The 20,143-nt window shown below is 35.6% G+C and carries 19 protein-coding genes; 7 read left to right on the forward strand and 12 right to left on the reverse strand.

Features of this window, described 5'->3' with window-relative positions; all coding sequences use genetic code 11:
- The first annotated feature begins 37 nt into the window (after positions 1–37).
- Genes EHQ43_RS05095 through EHQ43_RS05110 form a run of 4 tightly spaced genes read left to right on the forward strand, consistent with a single transcriptional unit; the run spans position 38 to position 3,973 of the window.
- Complete coding sequence (locus EHQ43_RS05095; protein WP_135770282.1) at positions 38–2,011, forward strand: right-handed parallel beta-helix repeat-containing protein; 1,974 nt, start codon at positions 38–40, stop codon at positions 2,009–2,011.
- A 13-nt stretch (positions 2,012–2,024) separates the two neighbouring features.
- On the forward strand, positions 2,025–2,336 hold the full coding sequence (locus EHQ43_RS05100; protein ID WP_135739822.1) for a PLDc N-terminal domain-containing protein: 312 nt from the start codon (positions 2,025–2,027) through the stop codon (positions 2,334–2,336).
- Positions 2,337–2,351: 15 nt separating this feature from the next.
- Complete coding sequence (locus EHQ43_RS05105; protein ID WP_135770283.1) at positions 2,352–3,416, forward strand: multicopper oxidase domain-containing protein; 1,065 nt, start codon at positions 2,352–2,354, stop codon at positions 3,414–3,416.
- Positions 3,398–3,973 carry an SCO family protein gene (locus EHQ43_RS05110; RefSeq protein ID WP_135739820.1) on the forward strand — a complete coding sequence of 192 codons (576 nt, stop codon included), beginning with the start codon at positions 3,398–3,400 and terminating at the stop codon, positions 3,971–3,973. The genes EHQ43_RS05105 and EHQ43_RS05110 overlap by 19 nt, the downstream gene beginning before the upstream one ends.
- Here EHQ43_RS05110 and EHQ43_RS05115 read toward each other — a convergent pair.
- The 11 genes from EHQ43_RS05115 to EHQ43_RS05165 all read right to left on the reverse strand — a co-directional run bounded on the left by EHQ43_RS05115 (position 3,951) and on the right by EHQ43_RS05165 (position 14,450).
- Positions 3,951–5,864, reverse strand: coding sequence for a sensor histidine kinase (locus EHQ43_RS05115; RefSeq protein WP_135770284.1), 1,914 nt, complete (start codon positions 5,862–5,864; stop codon positions 3,951–3,953). The two genes, EHQ43_RS05110 and EHQ43_RS05115, sit on opposite strands and share 23 nt — an antisense overlap.
- 5 nt (positions 5,865–5,869) lie before the next feature.
- Positions 5,870–6,523, reverse strand: a complete 654-nt coding sequence (locus tag EHQ43_RS05120) for an energy transducer TonB (RefSeq protein ID WP_135739818.1) — start codon at positions 6,521–6,523, stop codon at positions 5,870–5,872.
- Positions 6,520–6,921, reverse strand: a complete 402-nt coding sequence (locus tag EHQ43_RS05125; RefSeq protein ID WP_135739817.1) for an ExbD/TolR family protein — start codon at positions 6,919–6,921, stop codon at positions 6,520–6,522. Before EHQ43_RS05125 ends, EHQ43_RS05120 begins: the two co-directional genes overlap by 4 nt.
- Before the next feature lie 2 nt (positions 6,922–6,923).
- The gene (locus EHQ43_RS05130; protein WP_135739816.1) at positions 6,924–7,538 is read right to left on the reverse strand and encodes a MotA/TolQ/ExbB proton channel family protein; all 615 of its coding nucleotides are present in this window, start codon (positions 7,536–7,538) and stop codon (positions 6,924–6,926) included.
- A 1-nt stretch (position 7,539) separates the two neighbouring features.
- Positions 7,540–8,043, reverse strand: a complete 504-nt coding sequence (locus EHQ43_RS05135; protein WP_135739815.1) for a hypothetical protein — start codon at positions 8,041–8,043, stop codon at positions 7,540–7,542.
- Positions 8,043–10,559 carry a TonB-dependent receptor plug domain-containing protein gene (locus EHQ43_RS05140; RefSeq protein ID WP_135770285.1) on the reverse strand — a complete coding sequence of 839 codons (2,517 nt, stop codon included), beginning with the start codon at positions 10,557–10,559 and terminating at the stop codon, positions 8,043–8,045. The genes EHQ43_RS05135 and EHQ43_RS05140 overlap by 1 nt, the downstream gene beginning before the upstream one ends.
- Positions 10,531–10,872 (reverse strand): hypothetical protein, encoded by a 342-nt coding sequence (locus EHQ43_RS05145; protein ID WP_135739813.1) that lies wholly within the window; start codon positions 10,870–10,872, stop codon positions 10,531–10,533. Before EHQ43_RS05145 ends, EHQ43_RS05140 begins: the two co-directional genes overlap by 29 nt.
- Positions 10,869–11,264, reverse strand: a complete 396-nt coding sequence (locus tag EHQ43_RS05150; protein ID WP_135770286.1) for a hypothetical protein — start codon at positions 11,262–11,264, stop codon at positions 10,869–10,871. Before EHQ43_RS05150 ends, EHQ43_RS05145 begins: the two co-directional genes overlap by 4 nt.
- A gap of 15 nt (positions 11,265–11,279) precedes the next feature.
- A complete protein-coding gene (locus EHQ43_RS05155) occupies positions 11,280–11,654 on the reverse strand; it encodes an LIC20211 family lipoprotein (RefSeq protein WP_135739811.1) in 375 nt (124 codons plus the stop codon).
- Between the two features lie 124 nt (positions 11,655–11,778).
- A complete protein-coding gene (locus tag EHQ43_RS05160; protein ID WP_135770287.1) occupies positions 11,779–12,516 on the reverse strand; it encodes a LytR/AlgR family response regulator transcription factor in 738 nt (245 codons plus the stop codon).
- An 8-nt stretch (positions 12,517–12,524) separates the two neighbouring features.
- The gene (locus EHQ43_RS05165; protein WP_135739809.1) at positions 12,525–14,450 is read right to left on the reverse strand and encodes a PP2C family protein-serine/threonine phosphatase; all 1,926 of its coding nucleotides are present in this window, start codon (positions 14,448–14,450) and stop codon (positions 12,525–12,527) included.
- Between the two features lie 90 nt (positions 14,451–14,540).
- On the opposite strand from EHQ43_RS05165, the gene EHQ43_RS05170 reads away from it, so the two are divergent.
- From EHQ43_RS05170 to ahpF, 3 genes are all read left to right on the forward strand, one after another.
- Entirely contained in the window at positions 14,541–15,458 is a 918-nt protein-coding gene (locus tag EHQ43_RS05170; protein ID WP_135739808.1) for a hydrogen peroxide-inducible genes activator, read from the forward strand.
- 110 nt (positions 15,459–15,568) lie between these two features.
- Positions 15,569–16,132 carry an alkyl hydroperoxide reductase subunit C gene (ahpC, locus tag EHQ43_RS05175; RefSeq protein WP_135739807.1) on the forward strand — a complete coding sequence of 188 codons (564 nt, stop codon included), beginning with the start codon at positions 15,569–15,571 and terminating at the stop codon, positions 16,130–16,132.
- A 44-nt stretch (positions 16,133–16,176) separates the two neighbouring features.
- A complete protein-coding gene (gene ahpF, locus EHQ43_RS05180) occupies positions 16,177–17,736 on the forward strand; it encodes an alkyl hydroperoxide reductase subunit F (protein WP_135770288.1) in 1,560 nt (519 codons plus the stop codon).
- Here ahpF and EHQ43_RS05185 read toward each other — a convergent pair.
- Positions 17,722–20,097: a PAS domain-containing hybrid sensor histidine kinase/response regulator gene (locus EHQ43_RS05185; protein ID WP_135770289.1), complete on the reverse strand. Its 2,376-nt coding sequence runs from the start codon at positions 20,095–20,097 to the stop codon at positions 17,722–17,724. The genes ahpF and EHQ43_RS05185 overlap by 15 nt on opposite strands.
- Positions 20,098–20,143: the final 46 nt, after the last annotated feature.

The raw sequence follows: 20,143 nt of genomic DNA on the forward strand, positions 1-20,143 counted from the left end.
CCAAATGTGAGGTTTACCTCACGTTTCGGGAAAAACTATGGAAAAAACCAAAAAGATATTTTTAGGGATCTTTCTGGCAATGTTCTTAACCTTTGGTTTGAATTTTTGCAACTCAGAAGACCCGGCTAACTCGGCATTTGTGCATGTCACAATGATGGACAATGCCTTTCATCCACCAGTGATCCGTACCTTCAAAGGTGGGAAAATTCGTTTTGTGAATGAGGGAAATAACCCACACAATGCAATTTCCATAAACAAGGACTGGTCAACGGAAACCACTTATGGCAACTTAGCGATGTTTCGTGGTGCTCATACTGATGTGTTTTTTCCAGAAGAAGGAGTGTTTCCATATTTTTGTTCCTTTCATGCGTCGCCAGATGGTAAAATAGGGATGACCGGTGTTGCTGTGATAGGCGATGCATCTTACAACCCACAGGCGAATACATCAAAATCCAAAATTTCCAAAAAGTGGACTGGTGTGACAAGAAAGGTTCCTTCACAATATAAAACGATACAAAATGCAGTTGATGCAGCTTCTCCAGGTGATCTTGTTTTAGTCGCAAAAGGGATTTATAAAGAAGAAGTTACTGTTACAACTCCTTCTATTACCATTCGGGGAGAAGATCGTAATTTGACTATCATCGATGGAGAATTCCTACGTGGGAATGGCATAATGGTTGTTGGTGCTGATGGTGTTGCCGTCGAAAATATCACCACACGTAATGCAACTCTCAATGGAGTTTATTGGACAGGTGTAAAAGGTTATCGTGGATCTTACATAACGGCATATAACAATGGTGACTATGGTGTTTATGCATTTGATTCCGTTGATGGATTGATTGAAAACTCGTATGCATCTGGATCACCTGACTCAGGTTTTTATATTGGTCAATGTAATCCATGTAATGCAATTATTCATGATGTAGTCTCTGAAAATAATGCTCTGGGATATTCAGGTACGAATTCTAGCGGGAATATCTACTTGTTATCATCAATTTGGAGAAAAAATCAATTAGGCATTGGTCCAAATACTTTAGACCGTGAATTGTTACCACCGCAGAAGCAGATGGTTGTGAAAAAAAATATTGTTTATGATAACAATAACACAAACGCTCCTTCTAAAAAATTGGAATACCCTTCGATTGGAAATGGTATCGCTTTACTTGGTGCATTGGAAAATATTGTCGAAGATAATTTAGTTTTTAATCACAACAATTATGGAATCCTTGTGACGATGAATATTGATGAAAACATTTGGATTTCGAATAATAACATTGTGAGAAATAATCAAGTGTATCATTCCGGACGAGGTGACATTGCTCTAAGTGGACCAGTCAATGTTGGAAATTGTTTTGAAGGGAATTCTTATGGAGTTTCAAGCCCACCAATGTTGGAATCCTTACAATCTTGTTCTGGAATTCGATACCCACATCTAGGGGATATGTCATCTAGCATTGGTCTACTTGCGCTTTTTGTACAGGCAAACTTAAAAGAATTTGTTTTAGGTTCCTACAAAAATCAACCAATCCCAGGTTCACAAACAAATATGCCGGCCGAAGCACAGACAAAAATTGTGCCTGCACATGATGTGTTTGAATCTTACAAAGGACTTATTGATTCTGCTGAATTGCCAAAAATCGATCAAAAAGATTTTGAAGCACAGACTAACAAGATGTATACGTCTGGTTGGAGAGTTCATTTTCCAGGGACACTAAAAACATGGTATTTCCACATCATGGGATACCTTCTACCATTTGCAATTTTTGCAGCATGGACAGGTCTTGCTATGTTGGATCGATTCTCGTTGAAAGGTGCCAAGGTGGACAAATATTTTTGGATGATTTTACTTTTACCGTTTATCGGTTCATTAGTATATCTATTTTCAAAGGAATCAAAAGTTTCCCCAGTAGTCAGGAATACTGTCGTGTTTGGTGGAATTTTATTATTTTTTACAATACTAGCATATGCTGGTTATGCGATGACTGCGGTGACTGAACCGTCAATTACTTAATAGGAGTATTATTATGGAAACAAATTTTGCAAATCCAAGTTTTTGGACCTACTTTATCGGATCTTATGCGTATTACTTGCCATTCGTTTTGACGATGGTTTGGGCACCTTTGGCATTGTTTGGACTTTCAAAACAAAAGGATATGACAACAATCAAACAAGTGGTTTGGTCACTTTTGATTTTGGTCGTTCCAGTTGTTGGTCCAGCATTATACTTACTGTTAGTTGACAAAGAATATGACAAAAAATTTAAACAAATCGCTGTAGGTGGTGGACTAGGTGTCTTTCTCCTAGTTTGGATTTTAAGTTTAATTTCACATATTTAAATTCAGGTAACCAAAATGGATCGGAAAAGTTTTCTAACAACAATTGGATTTGGAGTTATGGGTTTTGTGGGATCAATTTTTGGTTCCATGGGATTTAATTCCAGAAAGTCCAATGATATATGTGGACCTTCTGATCCATCTTCCTCTTCTGCAAACTTTGGAATTGTAACGAGTCCTACGGTCAGTGACAATTACCAAAATTCTATTGGTGCGGGTGGAAGTTTACGTGGTACCAATACTTATGGAAGTATGGCACATCCACCATTCTTCATAAAAGAAGAATACACTGAACGTTTCTATTTTCCACCTAATTACAATAATACTAAAAATAAGGTCAAAGATTTTAACTTAAATCTTTTTCCTTTGAGTGTGAATATTGCACACAATGTCAATTACCAAGCGTGGACTTTTGATGGAGTAGTACCGGGACCAATCCTTCGAGCAAATTTAGGTGACAAACTTCGCATTCATGTAAAAAATTCTAGCCCTGATCCTCATTCCTTACATTTTCATGGAACTCACGATCCAATGGAAGATGGATGGGAACCTATCCCGGCTTTTGGTGAGAGAACTTATGAAATCGAGGCAGGTCCAATAGGATTACACCCTTACCATTGTCATGTTCCACCTCTTATGTTACACACCGCCAAAGGTTTGTATGGTGCTTTATTGGTGGATCCACCTGTGAAAAGAAAACCTGCTCATGAATTTGTTCTTACGTTTTCGGGTTGGGAAACGAAGGGTCAAGGGAAAAATGATTTTTATACCTGGAATGGAATCGCAGGTATATACGATCGATATCCAATGAAAGTACCAGTCGGAGAACGTGTTCGATTTTACATTCAAAATATGATGGAAAGAGAACCTGTGATGACATTTCATCTACATGCACAAACTTTTGATATCATTCGTAGTTTAGGAACAACAGTTCCCGATGGACACTCCGATGTAGTCACCATTGGTCAAACTGAGCGAGTTGTGATTGAGTTTGTACTCACAAAAAAAGGTAGATATATGTTTCATCCACATCAAACACATATGGCGGAAAATGGAGGGATGGGTTGGATCGTAGCTGTTTAAAAAAAGTAACATTTGTCTTTTTGATATTATTAAATATAATTCAATATGGATGCCAATCGAAAGCAGATATCAACCGAGAAGTTTGGAACCAATTGGGATTTGTTAAACCAAATGGCGAAAGTTTAGATCCTAAATTTTGGTCAGAAAAAAAATCTGTATTATATTTTGGATTTTCTCATTGTCCCGATATGTGTCCCTTGGCGTTAACTAATTTTGGAAGAGCATCTCTCATCTTAGGTGAAAAAGGAAAAGAGTTTCAATTTGTTTTCATTACATTAGATCCAGAAAGAGATTCACCTTCGACTTTAGAAAAATATGTACAAAACTTCCCAAGTAAAAATTTAACTGCTCTTTCGCCTAATGTAGAGAGTTTAGAAGCATTAACTAAAATGTTTGGAATCGTTAAAGAGAAGGTTGGAGATGGAAATTCATATCGAATCGACCATTCCAATTTCATATATGTTTTGGATGAAAAGTTGAATACGATTAAAACATTTCCTGGGGGAGTTTCAGCAAATGCACTCGCCACAGAACTTAGGAAGTTATCTGTACCTTAGAAGTTAAAATAATTTCAATTTCAGTTCTTGTACCTTCAGGATAGTTTTTTGTAATCTCAAATTGAAACTCAGAGTATAAATTCCTTAATCTTTCTTTTATATTTCCTAATGAACGACTCATTAATTTTTGTTTATCAGAAATTAAATCATCCGGTATTCCTGTCCCGTTATCATAAACTACAAAACTAAAAACCGAGTCTTTAATCATCTTAGCATGTATGAAGAGCTGGAATTGGACTTCTGAAGATCCGCGGAAGCCGTGTTTGAATGAATTTTCGATTATAGGTTGTAATAGTAATGGAGGTAATACAACGGATGAAAAATCTCCAGATTTTTTAAAATCGATTTGTATCGTATCATAAAATCTAAGTTTCTGTAGATGAAGATAATCCTCTAAAAAATTCCATTCCTCTTCAAATGGAATCCAATCCCTGTCTGTTCTGTCCGAAATAAAACGATAGTTATTCGCTAGACTCATGATTGCATCACCAATCAATTCTGGTTTGATTTTGTGAAGAGCATGAATCGTATTTAAAGAATTAAACAAATAGTGAGGGTTCATTTTTGTTTGTAAGGTTTTAAGCTGACTTTCTTTTAGAGTTTTTTCTGCTTTTAATAAATCTTCTTTGTAGAGAAGTGCTTTTTGTCGATCTGCAAATAAAGTTCTTTCTAGTGCAAACCCTTGCGAGATTACTCCAAACAAAACTCCCCAAAAAACAATTCCAGAAGGAGAAGTATCATTATACTTAATCGCTAAAAAGATTTCTAAAATGACTAAAAATAAAGTGATGCTGAATCCAATAAAGTGGCCAAATGCTTCTTTGTTTCCTTTTTTCCAAGCTTCATAAGTGATAAAAATTGGACCTAGAATATTGAAGACATTAAATAATATAAAAAAGCTTCTTGTACTAATCAGAAAAGAATGTGAAACATCTGTGAATGGTAGAGAAAATACCAAAATAGTAGTTATAGAACAAATGACTACATCTATATAAATTAAAAAGTCGAGTATCCTAAAAGATCCACTTCCAAATAGCCGTCGGACACCGGATAACATTGGAATAAAAACAAAGTTAGAGGAAATGATTGTTAAAACATATAAAGTTTGAGTGTTCGTAAATAGGTATCGAATGAATTCGTTCGAAGTTAAACCTAATAATCCAAAACAAAGTGAAAAAGCGGAAAAATCTAAAAGTATATTATATTGTTTTTTGAATTCAATAAAATAAACCAAAGCACAAATGATTCCTATCATCAAAAAGAAAGAATGAAAAAAGATTGTGGTAAGATTTTTTAATGCGATTTCTCTATATAATGCAGTTTGTTTGCCAATTAAGTTTTCTATAATTGTAATTGAGAATAAGATACTTTTTTTATGAAACAATCTTAAATAGTAATATTCGGATTTGCCTTTAGGAATTTTTACCCAAGAAAATTTAGATTGGAATATGTTTGGCAAATACTTTGGATCGGAAAATTCACCGTATTTAAAAATAGAATCTCCAAATTCATTATAAATTTCTATATTTAAACCTGCGTGTTCCAATAAAAAATGTAATTCTTCATTTTGTAATTCTGAAAAGGCTTTTGATCTTAGCCAGATATATTCCGAATCTGTAATGCGTTTGAATTCTTCGTCATTGATCCAACCTGATGTTGATAACCAATAAACTTTATGCATTTTTTGAAAGTCAATTCTGCCAGTATCATCAGCAGGGATATCGCCAACAAAATAATCTGCGTTTTCAGATAAATAATACTCTGAAATAGAATTATCTTTTGGTTTTAAAACAGAGTAAACGTATGAGGAAATAGAAACTGAGGTGATTAAAAATAGAAGGCAGATTGATAGATAAGGTTTTTCTAAAAATCTGCCTATCGCAACTCCCATAAATATTAATCTTCTAGAGAGAAGGTAATTGGTAATCGATGCGCCATTTTTTTGGGTTGGCCTTGCACATATCCTGGACTAAACCGAACTCGTTTGATTAATTTGAGCGCTGCTTCCTCAAAACCATATCCAACTCTCCCTGAAACAATTTTGGCAGATTGTAAAGATCCGTCTTCGTTCACTTGGACAAGTAAAATCACCTGTTTTTCCAAAATGTTTGCAGCTTTTGCTTGAGGGGGAAAATATTCTTTCAAATCAAAGTCGATGATAGCCGTTGGCATTTTATCTCCGTTAAATGAAAACAAATACCCGTCTTTATCGGTTCCATTACCTGACAATTGATTTGGATTGATGTCGGAATTATCGGGTTCATCCGCCTTATCTTTGTTACTTCCTTCAACCCATTCTTGTTTTTCGATTGGTGCAGGAGAGGAGGTTCCTCCTATTAACTCAGGAGGAATATCTTCGAAACTGACATCTACATCTTCAAAAGTTGAGTCTTCTACGACTTCCTCGCCTCTAAGTTGACTAATGCGATATCCTGCATAGGTTGCTGTGTGGATGAACAAACTTCCAATCAAACAGATATGGAAAACACGTTCCCTGTTTTGTTTGATCGAAGTTTTGAATTGAACCATTAGTTCAACGAATCGATTCATTTTTTTACACTGAGGGCAATTTTAGTCACTCCGGCTTTTCGGATGATTCCCATCAGCTCCGTAATTTTTCCATAAGGTAAACTTTCGTCTGCAGATAACGTCAAGCGCATGTTAGGTCTAATTCTTGCTTCCCTTTCAAGGTTTCGCACAAGACCTGTGACATCGGTATCTTTACCTTCTAAAAGTAATGCACCTGTTTTGGTAATTGATACCTGAACCGATTCTGCTACGTTTGGATCGGCAGCTTGTACCTTTGGTAAATTAATGTTTAAACTTTCTTTTTTTAGAAAGTTTGCCGTTACCATAAAGATTACGAGAAGTACTAAAATCACATCCACCATGGGTGTGATATTGATACTTCCGATTTCTTCGTCTTGTGATCCTGATGCTCCAGCCATAATTATACCTTTGTCTTATTCATTTGATAAGAGAGTAGTTCTTTTTTGAGTATCTCTAAGTTCTGTAGTATTACTTTTGCCTTTCTTGAAAAGTAGTTATTTGCCATAACAACAGGAATCGCAACGGCAAGACCTGCAGCAGTCGCTAATAGGGCGGTTGAGATAGAACGCATGACAACCTCAGCTCCTGAACTGCCAAGAGTTCCTAAACCGTAAAATGCTTTGATAACACCTAGAACTGTTCCAAGCAAACCGATGAAGGGTGCATTGTTACCTAATGTGTTTAAGATTGGTAGGCGTTTTTCTAATTCCAATTTCTCAGATAAAATTTGACCTTCTAAACTTTCATCTAATCCTTTTCGTCCTAGTTTTAATTGTTTTAATGCAAATTGAATGAATCGATTGTAGATTGATTCTTCACCAACATCGGTTTTCCAATGGATTTCAGGTTCTTCTTGGAGTGAATTCCTTACTTCCGATAAATAGTCTTCGTTTTTTTTACCTAAAGTTTTTTTATAGTAAATAAGTCTTTCAGCAAACACAGCCAAGGCGACAACACTTGCTATTCCCATTGCAATAAAAACTAACTCTTCACCTAATTCTACATATTCTTGCATACTAATCTCCGTCTTGAATGATATTAAATAAAAAATACAAAGGAATTTGATCGTTTGAAATCTGATTGTTTGTTGTAGCAAAACAAGATCTCAAACATGCAATTGCCGTAGGACTTGTTATACTTGCTTCGATTAAACCAGCAAACGTTAACTGTCCACAAGTGCCAACATTTGTTTTTGTTTTCCAATCATTTGATTGGCAATTAAATGAGCAAGTTTGCGCTATACTAGACATATTTTTATACAAAGGACTTGTGATTAAACCTTGGCATGTTTGAGTTTTTACAGTAGCACTAGTTGCTGTAAAACTTCCACCTACTGAAGTGTAATATGCTTGGAAACAGAGATCTTTGTTTGTGATCATTGATTCGCACGTTTCTTGTGGAGCATTAGGTGTTACTAAGTATTGAAGTAGTAATGTATCTTTATATGAATCTTCAGAATTTTTTCCTTCTGAACAAAAAGAGAATATAAAGACCAATAAGATTAAAGGTAAAAATTTCATTAGAAATGTACCTCCATACCTACGTTAAAAAATGGTATTACTGTTCCACCTGGTAACTCTAGAGTTCCGAATGTGTCGTTTTCTCTTGGGTTAGTAGCTGAAAATGGTTTTGAATTATCAAAATCATATCCATTTTTGTTTTTTCTCATGTATACGTTTACAATTTCTAAATACCAGTTTAAGTATCCCCAGGAATAGTTTTCAAATATATCAAAACGAACATCTAACCTGTGAAAGTCGGTGCCTCTTTTGACATATCCATATTCTGAGGTATATGGATTGTTCGAGTATTGTGGGTTCCAATATGTTAATCCATTTAATGGATTTGAAAATCTACCACCATCATCACCGATAATTGGTCTCGATGGAACAGACGTTAAATAACTCCAACGTCCACCAATTTGGTATCCTTCGTTCACCCTCCATCCATAAATTACATTCGCAACATGCGTTCTATCCCAAGGTGCTAATTGTTCGACTGAATTAGGAAAGTAAGCAGCCAAAATTTTTCTTTCGATTCCACCAACTTGAGTGGTATCACCTTCATAAACTTGGTATAAGTTTGTGTTTTGAAAGGATTGAGACCATGTGTAGGATATCCATCCAAACCAATCTCTTGTGCCAGGCCTTGCGTTCTTTCGGATGAGTAGTTCGTAACCATGTGACCAACCAGTCGCTCGGTTAGAATAGTTGAGTGGTCGATTGGCAACAATTGGTTGGGTTAACCATAATGATTTGTCTGGATTTAAACCAACTGGTGTTGAAACGTATGGATCATCGATGATCGTATCCGTGAATTCATTTTTAAAAAATTCTGCTTTTACTTGCCAAACTTGGTCAATTTTTTGATCAATCCCCGCACTTACTTTCCTTGCTCGCTCAAATCTTAAGTCAGGGTTTCCCGTTTCTGAATTAAAATTTGTTGTGAGTGGAAAACGGGAAACATCTCCACCACTACCATAAATCGTCATTCCTTTCCCAACATCAGGTAAGGTATACGAAGCAGTTGCTCTTGGAGTTAAGGCACCATTTCCGGTGACTTGAACGTAGTCGTACCTAGCTCCTGGCTCGAATAAAAAGTTACCGAATTTAAAATGTAATGTCGTATATGCATTGTAATATGGTGAATTACCTTGAATGCTAATTGGTCTTCCCACAAAATCAGGATTAGCTGAATTATATGGGTTTGGAGATGGATTGGTAGGATCCCTCAAAGCAACTTCTGTTCCATAATCCCGGAATGAAAACCGACGAACCTCTGTACCAAAATCTACTTTTAAAAATTTGGTTGCGGTCCAATAAGCATCTTGCCTCACACCTACATAACTTCCGCGTTGGTATTGTTTTCCTTGGATGGTTCCTACACCAACATTATATTCACCAATTGGATCAAAGTTAATGAGAGTGATTCGATTTTGAAACTTATCACCAGGAATCCAAGTGTATCGGAGAGCCGTGGTTCTAAAACTTTGACCAAAACTAGCTTTTGCACCACCGAGCAACGCAAGTTGTGATGAAGTTGGATCGTTTGCAGGTTTATTGGGAACATTGATTGCAAAGTTATCTTGGGCCGTTAAGTTATAAAAGGAAACTTGGTGTTCGGGTGTGAAGTTGTGAACATATTTGATTTGGGAATCATTATACCTTGGTAGTCGAATTCCTTCTGGTAATAATCCACTGGCACCCAAAGTTTTATCTAAATATCCAAGTTTTCCAGCAATAGCCAAATATCCTTTACCACCAGATGTTGGTGTTGCTGCATATGCAGTTGTATTCCATAGAGATACTTGGAAAGCTCCTTTCGTTTTTTGAACCGAATCAACCGTTTCAATTTCGATAATACCACCAGTCGCATTATTAAAATTAGCTGGATATGCACCGGAGTACAAATCAATTGATTTGATTAAATCGTTATGTATGACTGAAGTTAGTCCATCCAAATGGAAAGGATAAAGGATCGGTAAGTCATCGTATAAGTATGTATTTGCATTCGGATTGGCACCACGAACAATAATTCCATTGGCACCACCACCAAAACCAATATTGGGAATTACACCAGGTAAGGTTTCTAATGCTCTCAGCGCTTCTCCAAATGTTCCTGGCATCCGTTTGATCTCTTCGTAACGAACCTTTGTTCTGGATGCGACAGTTTTTTCCCTTTCCCCTTCTACAACAATTCCTACCTTCGGTGTAGATGATATTTTTTCAGTGTAGATGGTTCTTGATTCATCATCACTACCGACAGAAATTTTGATTTCTTGTATGCCAGTCTCACGTAGCAAACGTAAGGTGTAATCACCTGGAGAAGGAAATTCGAGTATAACATTCCCTTCCGCATCAGTCTGTGCAAATTTTTTCGTTTCAAAAATAAGCACTGATAAGTTTTTTTCGGCAATTTCTTTTTTCGGATTAATCAGTTTTGCTCTGATACTTACAGCAAAAACAGGAAACCCGGTAATGAGTAACAGAATCCCGAAAACAATCGATTTATTTAATTTGAACTTTGCTGATTTCATTGAAGTTTAAATACCAAGGGATATCTCCCGTTTCTTCTTCGAGATAAATGAGTGTGCATACAAGAGGGTAACCTAAAAACGGACATTCTGTACGTGTGATTGCAATTGTGCAAAGATCTAAGTTTCTTTGGATTGGTTTGTTTACGACGAGTAATGGTGGATTAGGAAGAGGATTGCCACATTTTTCTGAAGCAAATTTTGCTGCTGCGTAGATTTGGCTTTGAGCATCATTTGTATCAACTCGGTCCACACCAGATCCACAATTTAAAAGTAAAACGAAGGAAAATAAGATAATTCCAAAACTTGACTTCATTTATTTTCCTTTTGAGGCGTTTGGTTAAGCTCTTCCTGTTGTCCAACGACATCAGCTGTAACATTTACAACTGTGACCAAACCTAGAGGAAAATATGCTTTGTCTTCTCGTTGTATTTTTATATTGATAAGTGTTTTACCAGTAGGGAATTTTTCAAGAATCTGACTCATAGCAAGTTCTACGTTAGGTGCTTTTGTAACAGGGAACATACCTAAAAGGTAAAAAGCAGAATCTTGACCTGTTCCTTTTCCTAAAATTTTATAATCCGTTGACCTAACGACAGTAGCTGAATCATATAAATGAATTTCTTTTGGCACATGCGAACCGATACAACTAAACAAGCTGAGTGTACCCAGAGAAATACAAACCAATGTAATTTTGTTTAAAATCATGACTAATTTCTCAAATTACTTTTTTGATTTTGTTTGCGTTTGAGAGTTTTGGAATTTCACCAAATCACCTTTAATATTAAAACGATACCGTGTGATGGGTCCAAAAATTGACTTATCATTCCAGTATCGAATATTTACGAGTGCATCTCCGGATTCTTCTTCTAAAACTTTCTCATATAAATCTGCAACTGGTGGTTGTGAAATCGGAACACCAAAAAGTACAATATCGAAAGCATACCACGTAAAGGTTTTATCTACAGTTTTAATTGTTTCGTAAGGAGTATTTGGGATCGGTTTGTTACTTGTAGCAATCCCAACTGAGGAAGAAGCACAATTTGAAACAAACATCGATAATACGAACAATAAAATCAAAGAAACATTTTTTTTCACAAGTTAACTCCGTGATTATCTGTTTCGCAGAAGTTTTGGTATCGTCAATGGTTTATTTTGCAGATTCTTTATTCCCTACTGGATTGGGAATGAACGCTACATATTCGGGAGTGAAGTGGGAAAATTATAGTTTTAAGGCTTCTTTTAAAGACTGTGCGTAGGATCTACCCACGGGAAGAGTCGTTTCATCCTCATTCTTTAATTGTATGGTGTAAGAACCACCTTTATCATATCGAAGGCTTGCCACATAACTTAAGTTCACTAAAAACCCTTTGTGGATTCTTATAAATTGGTTTGTAGGCAATTTTTCTTCAATTTCTTTAAGTAATTTTGGTGTTTCGTAATCTTTTTGGGTAGTATGAATCACACAACTTTTGTTATTTGCAGAAATAAATTGAATATCGGGGTATGGTAATAAAAAAACAGCAGAATCTGATTGGATTTTCAAATGGATTTGGGTTTGGATATCGTTTGGGGAATTTTGTTTGGATTCTTGCAAAAATCTAAGTGCTTTTTCGACTGATTTTCTAAATCTTTCAAATGAAAATGGTTTTAAAAGATAGTCAGTTGCGTCCAAATCAAAAGCTTCTACCGCATGTTCACTGTAAGCTGTGGTGATGATAAAAAAAGTTGATTTAGAATGGTTTGACCTTAGGATATCCATGCCATTTAAAACGGGTAAGTTAATATCCATAAATACTAAATCGAATTTTTTCTCATTTAAAAGGGTATTTGCTTTATCACCACTTTCAGCAATGCCTGCAAGTTTTAGCTCAGGACAATTCATGACATAATCCATCATAAGCATGCGTGCAGGGTATTCATCTTCGATAATTAATACTGAATAAGGAGCTGATTCCATTTGATCATTTAAATTATATCTACAAAGAAAAAGGTTACATCATCTTTTAATTCTGCATCAGAATATTTGGTGATTTGCACTACAATCTCTTGTGATAACGATTTGATGTCTTTGTCTTTACCTTTCTCTAATAAATCAAGAATTTTGCCTTCACCAAATAATTTATTTTCTGCTCGAGCTTCGGTAACTCCATCCGTAAAAAAGAAATATCGATCTCCTTTCTGTATTGGGTGTTTCCATTCAGTAAAGGTAAACGACTCTTTCCAACCAATGATAGGACCTTTGATCCTCATAAATTCAAAACCTTTTCGGATTTTGTTATAAATGATCGGATTTGGGTGGCCAGCCGTTGAAAAAATGATTGTATTTTCGCTTGTGTCAACTAATGCACAGCAGGCGGTGATGAAATATCGGCTCACAAGGGATGTGAGTGCTTGGTTCATATGTTCCAAAATGAGTTTTGGTGAGTGGATTGTTTTTGTTGATTCTCGAAACTGCACTTTTACCATCGATGAAACAAATGCAGCAGGTACACCATGACCCGCCACATCAGCTATCAGTAAAATCAAACGATGATCATCTAATTCAACCCAGTCATACAAATCTCCACCCACTTGCCTCATTGGTAGGTAAGTGGTATGGATTCTGATTCCTTTTGTATTTGGATGATTCTTGGGTAATAAATAACTTTGAAGTTGGGAAGCAAATAACAAGTCTTGTTCTAAGTCTTCATTTTTTTCTCTAAGTTCTAATGTTCGTTCGCGGACTCGAATTTCCAAATCTTTAGTAAGTATCGAAAGCTCGGTTTCGTTTTTAGCATTTCGATACGAAATAGCAACACCAGAAAGGATCATAAGGATCAAAAATCCATACTGTGTTAGATAAATGTTTTTCCCAGACGTGACATCGATGATAATATCAAAGGTGGCACCCAAACAGATACAAACGAAGCCAATTGATAAAAAATAAGCTTCTGTTTTTTTTGCACGTGCAGCTCGAACTACAGCTCTTAAAATAAAGAATACTACAAACAATAAAGTAAATTCCCAAATTCTAAGTAAGAAAATCCTATTTGGTAGTTCGATATTAAAGGTTTGAATTAAAGCAATTGATATTAAAAAAATTACCAATAATCTTTCTTTTAGATAAAGTTTGTTTTGGAAAAGAGAATAACTAAATAAAAAAATAGATACCGGCAATAAGGTTTGAGATGTAAAAAATACTTTTAACCAGAAGAAAAAAGAAAAATCGGTATAAGTGTAACTAATGTTTAAAAGTGGGAGTCTCCATGTAACAAATATTAATGTTGACATTAGAAGATAAAAATTGGTTTTTGCTTGGCGTTTTAAGATGATAGAAAAAATTTGATACGCACCAATTCCAAAAAATAACATGATAAAACAAAAGTCTCGACCATCTTCTTTCAGAATTTGTTCGTGTAGTTTATCATAATTTCCTATAATGGGAATTCTTCGAAATAATCCTCCTTGGAACGTTTGATTCCGGAAATGAATTTCAATTCGAAGTTGATTACTTGCATTTTCCTTTAATACATGGTTTGGGATAAAGTAAAGACGTTTGTAATACCAATTTGGTAAATAAGTTCCGTCTTGTGAAATGCTACCCGTTTGACCAAGTGGGATTCCATTGATAATGAATCGATCTACTTCTTGGACCCTGTCTAAATAAATACCGAGTGGTTTGTTACTTGGTTTGTAAATAAAATTGGTTTCATAATACCCTTCGACAGGAGGTTGTATCCCTTGTAAGGATAGTCCTTTTCCAACGAAAATGGGTCGCGTGACACCATTTGTTGTGAACGTCCAATTTTCAGAGAGGGAAACAACGGTACTTGCGCTGATCGATACAGGTTCGGCTACGAGGGAGTAGATCGTAGAGAAAAAAATGAAGAAAAAAAATGAGAGAATTCTCATCGCTATCCGCTAATGATATTGAACTTAGAAGGGAAAGCAAGTTGAATTTAGATTCAAGTCGCAGAGGGATCAGTTTTTTAAGGATAATTTATGACAATTACTCAGCTCCGTTACATAGTTGCTTTAGATCAATTTAAAAGTTTTGCAAAAGCCGCCGAACATTGCTTAGTTGCTCAGCCAACACTTAGCCTTCAAATTCAAAAAGTGGAACAAGAACTAGGATTTGATTTATTTGATCGCAGAAAAAATCCAATCATTACCACAAAACTTGGAAAAGAAGTAGTAGAACAAGCAAAATCAACTCTGAAAGAAGCTGACAAATTATTTGAAATTGCGGGTCAATGGAAAGATGAACCTGCTGGTAACATATCATTAGGCATCATTCCGACAGTAAGTAATTATTTGATTCCATCGATCTATAAAAAATTACAAACTGAATTTCCGAAAGTAAACTTTCGGATTTCGGAACTTCCAACTCTAACAATCATAGATAAATTAGAGTCAGAAGAAATTGATCTGGGAATTCTTGCCACTCCACTCAAAATTTCAAATGTTGTTGAGTTAGCTTTGTATTATGAACCATTTGTGGTTTATTATCCAAAAGAAACAAAAGAAAAGTCTACTACTGTTTCGATGAAACATATTGAAAAGTATCCATTACTCGTACTCGGCGAAGAACATTGTTTTCGTCACCAATCTTTAAAAATCTGCAATCGAAATGCGTTGGCAAAAATAGAAAGTGGAAGTGTTGAAACCTTAAAACGGATGGTGGATATGGGCATCGGAGTGACATTACTGCCTAAACTCGCCGTTGATAAAGTCTCAGACAGAATTGTACCTTTCCAATCTCCAGAACCTGCTCGGGAAATCAGTTTGGTTTACAAAAAAGGATTTTATAAAACAAAAATCTTAAATAAACTCACAAATTTGATTCTTAGTGTAATTCCAAAAGAATACCATAAAAAAGAAAAATATAAAGTGATAGGAGTATCCATCGGACAAGATTAAACGACCAAATCACAGTAATAGCTTTTATAAATCATATCATTTATAGCATTTATTTTACAAATGATCCGAAATGGGCTATATTCTTCTTAACAAGAAAAGGAGGATATTCAATGTCCAATATCAACACACAAATTCCAGACTTCACAACAGAAGCTTTCCACAACGGTGCTTTTAAAAAAATCAGCAAAAAAGACGTACTCGGAAAGTGGTCTGTTTTCGTTTTTTACCCTGCAGACTTTACCTTTGTTTGCCCTACAGAACTTGGCGATGTTGCAGATCATTATGAGGAACTCCAAAAGATGGGTGTAGAAGTGTATTCCGTTTCTACAGACACACACTTCGTTCACAAAGCGTGGCATGAAGCAAGTGATACGATTAAAAAAATTAAATTCCCAATGCTTGGTGATGCTTCCGGAAAAATCACAAGAGGATTTGGAGTGATGATTGAAGATGATGGCCAAGCTTTGCGAGGTACTTTTGTCGTTAACCCAGACGGTGTGATCAAAACCGCTGAAATCCATGATCTAGGAATTGGAAGGTCCGCAGAAGAGTTAGTAAGGAAAGTACAAGCAGCTCAATACGTTGCTAACAACGACGGAGAAGTATGCCCTGCAAAGTGGAAACCAGGAAACACAACATTAAAACCTGGTCTTGACTTGGTAGGAAAAATCTAAACAAAATTAGGCGGGTTATGCCCGCCTAAAACTAGGAGGAAGTTATGTTAGATGAATCAACCAAACAACAAGTAAAACAATATTTCGAAAGAATCAAAAATCCAGTAACCATTATCTTGTATTCTGGAGAACATGAAAAAAGAGAAGAACTGGTTTCTTTCTTAAATGATATTGAATCATTGAGTTCGATGATATCAATTCAACACTCGAATGATGTAATTGATGGTCTTCGATTCACGATACTTACAAATAATAAACCAACGGGAATTTATTTTTCAGGGATTCCTATGGGACATGAATTTACTTCCTTTATTTTAGCGATTCTTCAATCAGGTGGCAACCCAATCAAATTGGAAGAAGGGATCCTTTCTGCTGTTTCTAAATTGAAAGGCGAATTTCAATTTGAAACTTTTATCTCCCTCGACTGTCATAACTGCCCAGAAGTTGTACAAACCTTAAATAGTTTTGCTTTGGTGAATCCTAATATCTCTCACAACATGATTGATGGAGCGATGTATCCTAACTTAGTGAAAGAAAAAAACATACAAGGTGTTCCTGCAGTTTATTTGAATGGTGAACGTTTTTTAAGTGGAAAAGCAGAGGCGTCGATTATCTTTGATAAACTTTTGGAATTGTATTCTATTCCAGAAGAAGTAGAGTCAAATGATAGTATTACAAATCCATCTGAAATTTATGACGTAACTGTCATTGGTGGTGGCCCTTCTGGAGTGACAGCTGCTGTATACTCTGCTCGGAAAGGACTAAAAACACTTGTGGTTGCCGACAGAATTGGCGGACAAGTGAAAGACACTATGGGGATTGAAAACATTATTTCTATCCCGTATACAACTGGTCCAGAACTCACTCACGTCTTAGCTGACCAACTTGAAAAAAACCAAATTAAAAAGAAAGAAAACGTTCGTGTTCAAAAAATTGAATCAGACAAAATCAAAATCATTCATTTGAATACGGGCGAAAAAATCCTATCCAAAACAATTATTTTATCAACTGGAGCGAAGTGGAGAGAACTCAATGTTCCTGGAGAAAAGGAGTTTGTTGGAAAAGGTGTCGCTTACTGCCCTCATTGTGATGGTCCATTTTTTAAAGACAAAGACGTTGCAGTGATAGGAGGAGGGAACTCGGGTGTAGAAGCTGCACTTGACCTTAGTGGCATTGTAAAATCGGTAACCTTGATTGAATTTGGTGATAAATTAAATGCTGACAAAGTTTTATTGGATAAAGTATCAAACTCTCCCAATATAAAAACATTGGTGAAAGCTCAAACTACTGAGATCCAAACAGGCAGTGATAAAGTAACCGGACTCACTTACAAGGATCGTTCTACTGAACAAATTGCTACCATACCTTTAGATGGAGTGTTTGTCCAAATAGGATTAGTACCAAACAGTGGTTTTGTGAAAGACCTCGTCGAAACCAATCGATTTGGAGAGATTCTAGTAGATGAAAAGTGTAAAACTAATGTCGAAGGGATTTTTGCTTGTGGAGATGTGACAAACACTCCGTACAAACAAATTATCATTGCAATGGGTGAAGGAGCAAAAGCGGCAATCAGTGCTTTTGAGTATCTTTTACACGCGGCTTGATGTAAGCCACTTTTCTACCGCTTTATAAAGAAAGGCGGCGGAAATGGGTTTGGTTAAAAAATCATCCATTCCCGATTCTATCGCCGTATCTTTATCAGAATAGAATGCACCAGCTGTCAATGCGACAATTGGTGTTTTTTTGTTTAAATCTTTTTCTAATTTTCTAATTTCTATCGTTGCCGTAAAACCATCCATAATCGGCATTTGTAAATCCATAATGATTAAATCTGGTTTTTTGATTTGGAATTGAGCAATGGCCTCAACTCCATCGATTGCAAAATGTAAGTGTATGTTAGGATATTTTTTTTGTAATAATTTAGTTAATAGTTTTCGGTTCAATTCATTGTCTTCGACAATAAGAATATTGGAATGGAATCCCTGAATTTGTTCTAAGTTGGATTCGATTGTATGCGTTGTTTTATCATCGAAAATTGATGAAGCATTTTCACCTGATGATTTGATTTCGAGTGTTAGTAAAAAGCTAAATTGACTTCCCATTCCTAATTCACTTTTAATGTTTAATTTAGAATTCATACGTAACAGAAGTTCGTTCGTGATGGTAAGGCCAAGTCCTGTTCCACCATATTTTCTTGTGATCGATGTATCTGCCTGGGAAAAGGAATCAAATAATCTGGAACGTACGTTTAGATCAATACCGATCCCTGTGTCTTCTACTTCAAAGGAAATGGTTACAAAATCACCCAAACGTTCGATTTGGTTTAGGTTTACTTTTACATAACCTTCATGGGTAAATTTAACTGCATTGCCAATTAAATTCGAGAGGATTTGTCTAATCCTAAGTGGATCGAGTGATACAAATTCAGGCAATTTGGGATCAATCTGAAATTGTAAGCGAATCCCTTTAGAAGCGGCAGAAACTTGAAAAAGATCTAAGGTCGACTTGATTAAATCACTTAAATTAGTATTAATGGATTCAAATTCCATTTTCCCTGAATCAATTTTGGAAAAGTCTAAGATCTGATTGACAAGTTCTAACAAACTTTTCCCTGAATAAAAAATATTTTTGAGATATTCTTTTTGTTCCTCTTGTAAAGGAGAGTTTAACAAAAGTTCCGTGAATCCGATGATACCATTTAATGGTGTGCGAATTTCATGACTCATATTTGCAAGGAAGTTACCTTTTGCAATATTTGCTGCTTCAGCTAATTCTTTTGCATGGCGGAGTGTATATTCAATTCTTTTTGTTTCAGTCAGATCTGTATTGGATCCTAGCAACCGAATTTTATTACCGGATGCGTCTCTTTGGATATAACATTTAGACAATACATGCGCATAATTTCCTTTTCTTTTTTTCATTTGGAAGGTTAATTGAAATGTTTCTCGCTGAGAGTATAAAATGTTTTCTAAAAATTCACTAACCCAATCTTTATCATCCGGATGGATTAAACTTTGCCAATATCCAATCGGTACATTTTCCGGTTTTTGATCATTTCCAAATTCTAACCACCAACGTCGGGAATAAATAACAGTATTGTTGACTAAATCCCAATCGAACCAACCATCAGAACTTGCTTCTAAAATTAATGCATATCTTTCATTATACTCTTTTAATGCATTTTCAGCTAATTTTTGTTCGGTGATGTCTTTGCTGGCACCTACAATATACTTATATTTTCCTTCTAATTCAATTGGAGTAAGTTCTGTGATCCAGATTTTTGATCCAGCAGGCATGGTGAAACTTTCTTCGTAAGAGATCGTTGTTTTTGCTTGGATTGCCTTTTTGAAATTATTGATTACAGTCGTGCCAAGTTCAGCTCCTAATAATTCAATTGGAGTTTTACCTTGGATCATTGATTGAGTGATGCCAGTTGATTTTTCGTAAGCTTGGTTAATTCTTCGGATCACATATTGCTCTGAATCGACTACTTCAATCAAAAACATTGAATCTTGAGATCCATTAAAAATCATATTGTTTTCAATTAACAAATGTTTTATATCAACAGATTCGTCTTGAAATAAATTATATAACGGAAGTAAGTCGGATATGTCCGTCACAATGCCATCGATTCGGTAGGAATTTTCGGAGTTATTTTGAACCAATCGACCATGACATTCGACATATTTGAAGATTTTTTCTTTGGTAAGAATTCTTAATCGAACTCGGAATTTTTGATTTTTGCGAATAGCAATTAACGCATGTTTAATTAAGTTTCTATCTTCATCATAGATAAATTTTTGCCAAGAATTTTTGTTTTCCAAAAAGTATGAACTATCAAATCCAGTTAATGTCTTGATTGATCGACTAGTATATAGAATTTCCAAGTTGGGATATCCAATGGAAAATACAACATCCTCAAAATCGGAAAGAATTTGGATTTCGAGGGAAGGACCAGACGTCATACCCCCAATCAGACGAAAATAAGTTACACTTTACTGCTGTTTTACG

This window comes from Leptospira bouyouniensis (assembly GCF_004769525.1).
GTDB lineage: Bacteria > Spirochaetota > Leptospiria > Leptospirales > Leptospiraceae > Leptospira_A > Leptospira_A bouyouniensis.

What these genes read in the sequence shown, in the direction of transcription:
- EHQ43_RS05160 (WP_135770287.1), bottom strand. Translation starts at nt 12,516, where the DNA reads ATGGAATCAGCTCCTTATTCAGTATTAATTATCGAAGATGAATACCCT.
- EHQ43_RS05145 (WP_135739813.1), bottom strand. Translation starts at nt 10,872, where the DNA reads ATGAAGTCAAGTTTTGGAATTATCTTATTTTCCTTCGTTTTACTTTTA.
- EHQ43_RS05140 (WP_135770285.1), bottom strand. Translation starts at nt 10,559, where the DNA reads ATGAAATCAGCAAAGTTCAAATTAAATAAATCGATTGTTTTCGGGATT.
- EHQ43_RS05170 (WP_135739808.1), top strand. Translation starts at nt 14,541, where the DNA reads ATGACAATTACTCAGCTCCGTTACATAGTTGCTTTAGATCAATTTAAA.
- EHQ43_RS05165 (WP_135739809.1), bottom strand. Translation starts at nt 14,450, where the DNA reads ATGAGAATTCTCTCATTTTTTTTCTTCATTTTTTTCTCTACGATCTAC.
- ahpC (WP_135739807.1), top strand. Translation starts at nt 15,569, where the DNA reads ATGTCCAATATCAACACACAAATTCCAGACTTCACAACAGAAGCTTTC.
- ahpF (WP_135770288.1), top strand. Translation starts at nt 16,177, where the DNA reads ATGTTAGATGAATCAACCAAACAACAAGTAAAACAATATTTCGAAAGA.
- EHQ43_RS05130 (WP_135739816.1), bottom strand. Translation starts at nt 7,538, where the DNA reads ATGCAAGAATATGTAGAATTAGGTGAAGAGTTAGTTTTTATTGCAATG.
- EHQ43_RS05120 (WP_135739818.1), bottom strand. Translation starts at nt 6,523, where the DNA reads ATGAATCGATTCGTTGAACTAATGGTTCAATTCAAAACTTCGATCAAA.
- EHQ43_RS05115 (WP_135770284.1), bottom strand. Translation starts at nt 5,864, where the DNA reads ATGGGAGTTGCGATAGGCAGATTTTTAGAAAAACCTTATCTATCAATC.
- EHQ43_RS05150 (WP_135770286.1), bottom strand. Translation starts at nt 11,264, where the DNA reads ATGATTTTAAACAAAATTACATTGGTTTGTATTTCTCTGGGTACACTC.
- EHQ43_RS05135 (WP_135739815.1), bottom strand. Translation starts at nt 8,043, where the DNA reads ATGAAATTTTTACCTTTAATCTTATTGGTCTTTATATTCTCTTTTTGT.
- EHQ43_RS05185 (WP_135770289.1), bottom strand. Translation starts at nt 20,097, where the DNA reads ATGACGTCTGGTCCTTCCCTCGAAATCCAAATTCTTTCCGATTTTGAG.
- EHQ43_RS05105 (WP_135770283.1), top strand. Translation starts at nt 2,352, where the DNA reads ATGGATCGGAAAAGTTTTCTAACAACAATTGGATTTGGAGTTATGGGT.
- EHQ43_RS05125 (WP_135739817.1), bottom strand. Translation starts at nt 6,921, where the DNA reads ATGGCTGGAGCATCAGGATCACAAGACGAAGAAATCGGAAGTATCAAT.
- EHQ43_RS05100 (WP_135739822.1), top strand. Translation starts at nt 2,025, where the DNA reads ATGGAAACAAATTTTGCAAATCCAAGTTTTTGGACCTACTTTATCGGA.
- EHQ43_RS05095 (WP_135770282.1), top strand. Translation starts at nt 38, where the DNA reads ATGGAAAAAACCAAAAAGATATTTTTAGGGATCTTTCTGGCAATGTTC.